The 8840-nt window shown below is 40.5% G+C and carries 11 protein-coding genes; all 11 read right to left on the bottom strand.

The features are described from left to right. On the bottom strand, positions 1 to 420 hold a 420-nt coding region (lepB, locus tag AC52RT_RS00065; RefSeq protein WP_495538863.1), incomplete at its 3' end, for a signal peptidase I. A 113-nt stretch (positions 421 to 533) separates the two neighbouring features. Further along, positions 534 to 881, bottom strand: a complete 348-nt coding sequence (rplS, locus tag AC52RT_RS00060) for a 50S ribosomal protein L19 (protein WP_040373592.1) — start codon at positions 879 to 881, stop codon at positions 534 to 536. A 131-nt stretch (positions 882 to 1012) separates the two neighbouring features. Further along, positions 1013 to 1744: a tRNA (guanosine(37)-N1)-methyltransferase TrmD gene (trmD, locus tag AC52RT_RS00055; protein WP_495538862.1), complete on the bottom strand. Its 732-nt coding sequence runs from the start codon at positions 1742 to 1744 to the stop codon at positions 1013 to 1015. After that, entirely contained in the window at positions 1744 to 2262 is a 519-nt protein-coding gene (gene rimM / locus AC52RT_RS00050; protein WP_340849603.1) for a ribosome maturation factor RimM, read from the bottom strand. Before rimM ends, trmD begins: the two co-directional genes overlap by 1 nt. 10 nt (positions 2263 to 2272) lie before the next feature. Beyond that, positions 2273 to 2659: a YlqD family protein gene (locus AC52RT_RS00045; RefSeq protein ID WP_201648023.1), complete on the bottom strand. Its 387-nt coding sequence runs from the start codon at positions 2657 to 2659 to the stop codon at positions 2273 to 2275. 149 nt (positions 2660 to 2808) lie between these two features. After that, positions 2809 to 3039 carry a KH domain-containing protein gene (locus AC52RT_RS00040; protein WP_340849601.1) on the bottom strand — a complete coding sequence of 77 codons (231 nt, stop codon included), beginning with the start codon at positions 3037 to 3039 and terminating at the stop codon, positions 2809 to 2811. Between the two features lie 7 nt (positions 3040 to 3046). Next, positions 3047 to 3319 carry a 30S ribosomal protein S16 gene (gene rpsP, locus AC52RT_RS00035; protein WP_040374121.1) on the bottom strand — a complete coding sequence of 91 codons (273 nt, stop codon included), beginning with the start codon at positions 3317 to 3319 and terminating at the stop codon, positions 3047 to 3049. A 97-nt stretch (positions 3320 to 3416) separates the two neighbouring features. Next, a complete protein-coding gene (gene ffh, locus AC52RT_RS00030; RefSeq protein ID WP_495538861.1) occupies positions 3417 to 4757 on the bottom strand; it encodes a signal recognition particle protein in 1341 nt (446 codons plus the stop codon). A 12-nt stretch (positions 4758 to 4769) separates the two neighbouring features. Further along, positions 4770 to 5102, bottom strand: a complete 333-nt coding sequence (locus AC52RT_RS00025) for a putative DNA-binding protein (RefSeq protein WP_495538860.1) — start codon at positions 5100 to 5102, stop codon at positions 4770 to 4772. Positions 5103 to 5481: 379 nt separating this feature from the next. After that, positions 5482 to 6465: a signal recognition particle-docking protein FtsY gene (gene ftsY / locus AC52RT_RS00020; protein ID WP_495538859.1), complete on the bottom strand. Its 984-nt coding sequence runs from the start codon at positions 6463 to 6465 to the stop codon at positions 5482 to 5484. A 23-nt stretch (positions 6466 to 6488) separates the two neighbouring features. After that, a partial coding sequence (gene smc, locus AC52RT_RS00015) for a chromosome segregation protein SMC (RefSeq protein ID WP_495538858.1) occupies positions 6489 to 8840 on the bottom strand: 2352 nt, incomplete at its 5' end.

The raw sequence follows: 8840 nt of genomic DNA, 5'->3' as shown, positions 1-8840 counted from the left end.
ACCTTCAGGGACCGTGTTACTTTCGGTTACATCGCTAAGCGTGAATGGCTCCGTCAACAAACCACCATCTGTCAGCTGCTTCTTCAAGTCAGTCAAATACGGTTCATCATAAACCTTGCCGTTGATATATAAGACATCGTCTTTGTAGGCAACTTCATCTCCTGGAAGACCAATAACTCGTTTTATGTAGTCTTTCCCCTCTGGCGCTTCAAATACAATTATATCGAAACGTTTTGGATCACCGATTGCATAACTGAAATTATTCACAATCATCCTATCTTCACTTTTAAGTGTCGGTACCATTGATATTCCATCTACAACAATTGGGGTAAACAAAAAATAACGAATTACAAAGACCAGGACTAGGGCAATGACAAGCGCTTTTGTCCATTCCCAAAGTTCATTTTTCTTTTTAACCATTTTTTAATCACCCTTTTATAAAGTGAAAAAAGGAGCCTGCAGAACAAGCTCCTTTTAATAAATGCTGTTAGTAATATCTCGACTGTTAAGCAGCTTCCTCAAATGAGGCAGGCTTAGCGGCGAATTTCTTTGATACGCGCTTTTTTACCACGAAGCTCACGAAGGTAGTAAAGTTTAGCACGACGTACTTTACCATAACGTAATACTTCTAATTTAGCGATTTTTGGTGTATGAACTGGGAATGCACGTTCAACTCCAACACCGTAAGAAATTTTACGAACTGTAAAGCTTTCGCTTACTCCGCCACCGCGGCGTTTAATTACAACACCTTCGAATAACTGGATACGTTCGCGTGTTCCTTCAACAACTTTAACGTGTACACGTACAGTGTCACCAGGACGAAACGCTGGAAGATCCGTACGAAGTTGGTCTTTTGTTAGTTCTGTAATAATGTTTGTCATAATATCCTTCTCCTCCTAGAACGCTCTTGCAAATCTGTCTATCATTGCAGCGGAACATCGTTATAAGGCTGGGCTTTACCCAGACCACAAAACTCATTTTACCATATTAAGAATCCTGACGCAAGTGAGTGTTATTCTTTTTTTATTTCTTCAAGCCACTTGATTTCTTGATCATTCAGCGGATAGTTTTCAAGTAAATCCGGACGACGAAGCCATGTACGCCTTAGGGATTCCTTGCTTCTCCACTCATCTATATGCTTATGATTTCCTGATAACAACGTATCAGGAACTTTCATTCCACGAAAATCAGCAGGTCTTGTGTAGTGAGGATGCTCGAGAAGACCCGAAGAGTAAGAATCTAGTATTGGAGAATCTTCATTGCCCAGCACGCCTGGCAACAGCCTTACAACACTATCAATCAATATCATTGCCCCGAGTTCGCCGCCTGTTAGAATATAATCACCAATTGAAATTTCATCTGTGACAACATGCTCGCGAATCCGTTCATCATATCCTTCATAATGACCACAGATGAAAATCAGATGATCTTCCTTCGACAACTCTTCCGCTTTTTTTTGAGTGTACCGCTCACCTTGAGGGCATAAAAGAATAACACGTGGATTGTCTTCCGCTTCGCTGCGTAAAGCTTCCACAGCATCAAAGATCGGCTCCGGCTTTAAAACCATGCCCGCTCCGCCGCCGTAGGGATAATCGTCAACCCTGTGATGCTTATTATCTGCAAATTCACGGAAATTGGTTACTCGATACGTAACGGCCTCTTTCTCAGCGGCTTTTTTTAAAATTGAATTACCCAGAACACCCTCAAACATTTCTGGAAACAGTGACAAAACATCAATTTTCATTAATCTAATAAACCTTCCATCGGTGTAATCGTCACTTTCTTAGAAGTTACATCTACAGACTTGACGATTTGTTCAATATAAGGAATCAAGACATCTTTGCCCGCTTTACGTTTAATGACCCAGACATCATTCGCGCCAGGCGTGAGAACTTCACTTATAGTGCCGATTTCTTCGCCTTCATCCGTAAATACTGTACAGCCGATGATTTCGTGGAAATAAAATTCATTTTCGTCCAGTTTACCAAGATCTTCAGCAGGGACCTTTAAAATGCCACCTCTCAAAGACTCTGCCAAGTTCACATTGTAATAACCTTCAAAGGTTAGTAAATTAAAATTCTTGTGAAGGCGGTGTGAAGTGATTTTAAGTTTTTTCGGTGTTTTTTCATTTTCCATAAATAAATAAATTGTATTACCAACCTTATAACGCTTTTCAGCAAAATCCGTAATGGAAATTACGCGTATTTCACCTTGAATTCCATGAGTATTAACAATTTTTCCTACGTTGAACCATTTTTCCATGTTTTCACCTCTAGCGTATTTCCGAAACAATTCCATCTTTAATCACAATTGTTTTCGTTTGAATGAATTCGTCCCAATTCGCTCCAACTTCAAGCTCGACAATGCTTTGGACTTCCCGTTCCTTTAACTCACTGCCAACCGGCAGAATATTAAGCTGTTCGATTTGAAATTCCAGCAGCTTAATTTTCTCTTGACGGCCATTTATTTCTTTTTCGAAGTGAGTGCGAAGGTTTGCGGGCTGAAAATTGCGGGTTTTTTCGAGTTTTTTTAATTCAAAGCGAAGCTGTTCGCTTTCCTTTTGGAGTTGCAGCCTTTTTGTTTTGTACGTTTCAAGAAGCTTATTTTTGCTGGACTCCGTCAAAACTTGATTAACGATGACGTTTTGGAGAATTTTCACCCCAGCGCCGCCTCCTCTATCTATGTATTCTAACTGCAGCAGAGCCATTATATGTATGCATGTAAGTATACCATTACTTGGATCAACACATGCACAAGATTAGCTTGACTATTTTTTTTATACAAAAAAGGAAGGGTGTTAGCCCTCCCTTATTCGGAAATTTCCAAATAGATTTTCTTATGCTGTGAGGACCCTGCTGCATATACCACAGTCCGAATCGCTTTAGCAATACGCCCTTGCTTGCCGATAACCTTTCCCATATCTTCTTTGTTAACAGAAAGGGAATAAACGGTCCGGCCATCATCATCCCGTTCCGTTACATGAACGTCTTCGGGATAATCAACAAGCGCGGAAACAATCGTTTCAATTAATGCTTTCAATTACTGATTACTTGCCTAGCTTTGAATTATGGAATTTTTCCATGATTCCTTGGCCTGATAACAAGTTACGAACAGTATCAGATGGTTTAGCACCATCGTTTAACCATTTAAGAACTAGTTCTTCATTGATTTCAACTTTTGCAGGTTGAGTAACTGGGTTATAAGTTCCAACTACTTCAATGTAACGTCCGTCACGTGGTGAACGGGAATCTGCAACTACAACACGATAGAAAGGAGTCTTTTTTGCTCCCATACGTTTTAAGCGAATTTTTACTGCCATTTTAAATAGCACCTCCGAATAGTTTCACACAAGATAGTATAATATCAAACCCTGCATACGTTGTAAAGGTTTTTTTCTTAACAGACAAAAACTGGTCTTACATGAAGGGTAATTTAAAGCCTTTTTTCTTCCCTTTAGTCATGCCAGTTACCTGTTTCATCATCTTTTTCATATCTTCAAATTGCTTTAATAAACGGTTGACTTCTTGAATAGGCCTGCCGCTGCCTTTTGCAATTCGTTTTCTGCGTCCAGCATTAATGATTTCTGGATGCTCCTTTTCTGCCTTTGTCATTGAACGGATAATCGCTTCTACATGACCGATTTGTTTTTCATCGATTGAAAGCTTATCTATCCCTTTCATTTTGTTGGCACCAGGCAGCATTTTCAGAAGATCATCCAACGGACCCATATTACGCATTTGGTCAAGTTGCTCCAGAAAATCATCGAAAGTAAACGACGACGTCCGAATTTTTTGTTCAAGCTCTTTTGCCTTTTCTTCATCCACATTTGTTTGGGCTTTTTCGATAAGGGTAAGAACATCACCCATACCAAGAATTCTTGAAGCCATGCGGTCTGGATGGAAAGCCTCAAGTGCATCCAGCTTTTCACCCATCCCGACAAATTTAATTGGGGTTTGGGAAACAGCACGGATTGACAGTGCAGCACCGCCTCGTGTATCACCATCAAGCTTCGTTAACACAACGCCGGTTAAACCGAGTTGTTCATTAAAGCTTGTAGCTACATTTACAGCGTCCTGCCCTGTCATAGCATCAACAACAAGGAATATTTCATCAGGTTTTGTCAATTCTTTAATATCTTTAAGCTCACCCATGAGCGTTTCATCTACATGAAGGCGGCCTGCTGTATCAATGAGGACATAATCATGATGTTCTTCCTTCGCTTTTTCAATCGCCTGCCGGGCAATTTCTACCGGGCTGACTTGATCTCCAAGCGAAAAAACAGGCATATTAATTTGTTTTCCAAGCGTTTCAAGCTGTTGAATTGCAGCCGGACGATAAATATCCGCAGCTACTAACAGTGGTTTACGATTGTGTTTCTTCCGAAGAAGATTGGCTAATTTACCAGTTGTTGTCGTTTTACCTGCACCCTGAAGACCAACCATCATAATAACGGTCGGGGGACGGCTGGCGACAGCAATTTTGCTCTGATCGCCGCCCATAAGTTCGGTCAGCTCTTCTTTTACTACTTTAATTACCTGCTGACCTGGGGTTAAGCTTTTCAGCACTTCCTGTCCAACTGCACGTTCACTCACGCGTTTAATAAAATCTTTAACAACCTTAAAGTTAACATCCGCTTCTAGGAGTGCAATGCGTACTTCACGCATCATTTCCTTAACGTCCGCTTCATTAACCTTACCTTTGCCGCGAATTTTTTGCATGGTGCTCTGCAGTCGGTCAGCTAATCCTTCAAATGCCATATATGCCGCCTCCTAATCTAACTTCTCAAGCTCGATAACTGCGGCCAATAGATCGTCCTTTGAATACGTTTCCGTATCAATTAGTTCTTTCATTTTGGCAATCCACGTAGTTCGCTCTTGAAATTTCTGGAAAAGCAACAGCTTCATTTCATATTCTTCAAGCATTGCTTCCGTTCGTTTTATATTATCATAGACTGCCTGCCTGCTTATATCATATTCATCAGCAATCTCACCAAGAGAGTAATCATCCAGATAGTAGAGGGACATATAGCTCTTTTGTTTTTCGGTTAATAACGATTGATAGAAATCAAATAAGTAATTAATCCGCATTGTTTTCTCGAGCATCTGCTGACCTCCCAGCTGTTAAGTGAAAACCCTTTACAAACTATAGTTTACACACGTTCCGATATGATGTCAAGGTGAAACCTTGCACTTCATTCAAAGAGCTGTTTTAAGTCCCTTTTCCGCGATATATGCAGGTAATATATTCCTTCCGTTTCGTTGTCTCGCTGATCTCTCAGGACTAGATATTGCTCAGGATACAATGCTGAGAGGAAGGTAGTTGACTAACTCATACATTTAGCCGCACTGCCTTTTAGCGGACGTATCTAACATACCCTTAAAACCCTCTAGATTGAGTTGTATGACTTCGTTAACATCTACTTCGTATGTTCCCCTTCAAAACAAAAAGAACCCGTCTGCATCCGCAAACGGGTTCAACGATTCATTCTTTTTCTTCAATTACATCAGCAAATAAACCATATACGTATTTATCAGCATCAAATTCCTGCAGATCATCCATTTTCTCACCGAGACCAACAAACTTAACAGGAATATTTAATTCATTACGAATAGCTAAGACGATACCGCCTTTAGCCGTTCCGTCAAGCTTCGTTAGGACAATTCCGGTGACATTGGTTACTTCTTTAAACGTTTTTGCCTGAATCAAGGCATTTTGCCCAGTTGTGGCATCAAGTGCTAACAGAACTTCATGTGGTGCTCCAGGTATTTCACGTTCAATGACCCGTTTCACCTTTTCAAGTTCATTCATCAAGTTCACTTTATTTTGAAGACGGCCTGCAGTATCGCAGATAAGCACATCTGCTTTTTTAGCCTTCGCAGAACGCAGTGCATCAAACATAACAGCTGCTGGATCAGAACCTTCAGCTTGCTTAATCACTTCAACGCCTACACGATCTCCCCATACTTCCAATTGTTCAATAGCACCAGCTCTGAAGGTATCACCAGCTGCGAGCATAACTGTTTTCCCCTCACTCTTAAGCTTATTGGCTAATTTTCCAATCGTAGTTGTCTTTCCTACGCCATTGACACCAACAAAAAGAATGACCGTTAAGCCATCTTGCATATTCAATTCAGTTTGATCTGCATCGTTCCCTTGATAAATTTCTACAAGTTTCTCGGAAATGACAGACTGTACTTCCTTAGAATCAGAAATATTACGGCGCTTTACTTCCATCTTTAAATCATCGACCAACGTCATCACTGTTTCAAATCCAACATCTGCACCAATTAAAATTTCTTCGAGTTCTTCGAAAAACTCTTCATCGACTTTACGATAACGAGCAACAAGATCATTTACTTTGCCGGAAAAAGAGTCTCTAGTTTTGGTTAAACCTTGTTTAAACTTGTCGGTAACCGTATCAGATTGATCGGTAAATTTTTCTTTTAGCTTTTTAAAAAAACTCATTGGTTCACTTCCTTAGTAAATTTCTAGGATTTTGCATATTCAGCTGTTTCGTCCATTCGGACTGAAACAAGTTTAGAAACGCCCGATTCCTGCATCGTTATTCCATAAAGTACATCTGCTTCTTCCATTGTTCCTTTACGGTGTGTAATGACGATAAATTGAGTTTCTGCACTGAACTGCTTAAGGTATTGACTAAAACGATACACATTCGCTTCATCTAATGCCGCTTCAACTTCATCTAATATACAAAACGGTACTGGCCGGACTTTTAAAATAGAGAAAAGCAGGGCAATGGCTGTTAATGCACGTTCCCCGCCGGACAGCAGTCCTAGGTTTTGAAGTTTTTTCCCTGGCGGCTGTGCAATAATATCCACCCCTGTATTAAGGAGGTCCTCCGGATTACTTAATTTAAGTTCAGCTCGTCCTCCGCCAAATAGTGACTTGAACACTCGTTCAAACTGTTCTCGAATCGCGTAAAACGTTTCGGAAAACCGGCGTTTCATTTCCCCATCCATTTCATCAATGACCTCAAACAAGGTATCTTTTGCTTGCTGCAAATCATTTTTCTGCTCTGTAAGGAAATTAAACCGTTCAGAGACCCGGTCATATTCTTCAATGGCACCAAGATTCACACTGCCGAGCTCTTCAATAGCAAGCCTGATTAATTTGACCTTTTTTCGTGCTTCATCAGCTGGAATAGTAAGCGGGTGATTTTCTTTCGCAGCTTCGTAGGAAAGCATATATTCCTCACGTAAGTGATCAAGACGATTTTCAAGTTCAACATCAAGACGGTTCAGCTTAACTTCTTCATCTTTAACAGCTTCTGACAGGCCTTTATGCAGACGTTTTAGTTCTTTGCATTCTATATCAAGATCTTCAAGCTTTTTGAGCAGTTGAACCCGCTCCTGCTTTTGAGACGATATCAACTGTACCGATTCATTTTTAACTTTCAGTTTGCCTTGTGCAGCGTCCTCAAGTGTAACTTCACCGCTTGAAGATGAAGTCATTTCATTGGTTAACAGCGATAAATCCTCTTTATAATCCGTAACTCGTTCTTGTTCCTCTGCCAATTGATCGTTAATTCGGCTGTATTTTTCACGCTGATTCTGAAGCTGTTCCTTTTTAGAAGCCAACTGAACTTTGAGCTCATTCGTTTCTTCGGTAAGACTTTCTTTGGAAGTTTGCTGAGACTGTTTCTGTTTTGTCAATTCAGCAATGGTTTCATCCAGCAATATGATCTCTTTAGAGCAAGAGGCAAGCAGCTCTTCAAGCTCTTCTAATCTTAGCTTTTTACTTTGTTTTTCTTCTTCAATTGACTTTTTATCGAGATCATATAAATGCAATCGTTCATTAACATTTTTCTCTTGCAGTTCGATTTCGCGAACAGATCCCTTAAGGGAAAGCTCTTTTAGACGTAATGCTTCACCAGCTTGACGGTAACCCTCTACTTTTTCTTCCTGAGAAGTGATATCAGTCTTCAGTTGCTTAACATGCTTCTCAAGCACAGACGTTTTCTCTTCCATATCGGCAATCTTTGTCTTCAATTCATCCAGTTCAGTTTTTCTGGATAATAAGGAAGACGTTTTTTGCTTGATAGCTCCACCCGTCATGGATCCACCAGGATTGACGACATCACCTTCGATCGTTACAAAACGGTACTTATGATGGACAAGTTTGGCCAATTCATTGGCACCTTTCAGATCTTTCGTGATAATCACTGTACCAAGGAGATTCGCTGCGATATTGAGGTATTTTTTGTCAAAGCCAATTAAATCAACAGCTGTCCCGACGAATGCCGGGTGACTAGCCACCGCACGAAGTTGAGAGGACGGAATTTCCCTAGCCCTAATTACGGTAAGCGGTAAAAACGTTGCCCGTCCGTATCCATTCTTTTTTAAGAATGTAATGGCTTTACGTGCATTTTCTTCTCCATCCATAACCACATGCTGCATGGAGCCGCCAAGTGCCGTTTCAATCGCCAGCTGATACTCCTTCGGAACTTTAATTAATTCCGCAACCGCTCCTTCAACACCTTGTAAAGTGCGGTTTTTCGCCTTCAATACTTCTTTTACACCCTGGAAGAAGCCAGCATAGTCTTCTTCCATTTCTTCAAGCATGTCTTTTTTTGACTTAGACTGTTGTAAAAATTGGTAGGCTTGATAAAGCGTTTTTTCTTGCTTTTGATACGCCGCTTTGTTATTTTCCAGCCTTTTTTGTTCTTCACGAAAACGATATACATGCTCTTCAATTTGAGCAGTCACCGCAGCAAATAATTGAGCAGACTCTAGCTTCTTCGCCTCTATTTCAATCCGTTCATTGAGAAACTTTTCGTTTTCCGTATCGAGACGAACGTTTCGATTATCCTGTTGATTCAG

It is taken from the genome of Peribacillus sp., from assembly GCF_059453735.1.
Note: the sequence above shows the minus strand (reverse complement) of the source record. Positions and strands in the feature narration are given on the sequence as shown.

What these genes read in the sequence shown, in the direction of transcription:
- rplS (WP_040373592.1), bottom strand. Translation starts at nt 881, where the DNA reads ATGACAAACATTATTACAGAACTAACAAAAGACCAACTTCGTACGGAT.
- trmD (WP_495538862.1), bottom strand. Translation starts at nt 1,744, where the DNA reads ATGAAAATTGATGTTTTGTCACTGTTTCCAGAAATGTTTGAGGGTGTT.
- rimM (WP_340849603.1), bottom strand. Translation starts at nt 2,262, where the DNA reads ATGGAAAAATGGTTCAACGTAGGAAAAATTGTTAATACTCATGGAATT.
- rpsP (WP_040374121.1), bottom strand. Translation starts at nt 3,319, where the DNA reads ATGGCAGTAAAAATTCGCTTAAAACGTATGGGAGCAAAAAAGACTCCT.
- ffh (WP_495538861.1), bottom strand. Translation starts at nt 4,757, where the DNA reads ATGGCATTTGAAGGATTAGCTGACCGACTGCAGAGCACCATGCAAAAA.
- AC52RT_RS00025 (WP_495538860.1), bottom strand. Translation starts at nt 5,102, where the DNA reads ATGCTCGAGAAAACAATGCGGATTAATTACTTATTTGATTTCTATCAA.
- ftsY (WP_495538859.1), bottom strand. Translation starts at nt 6,465, where the DNA reads ATGAGTTTTTTTAAAAAGCTAAAAGAAAAATTTACCGATCAATCTGAT.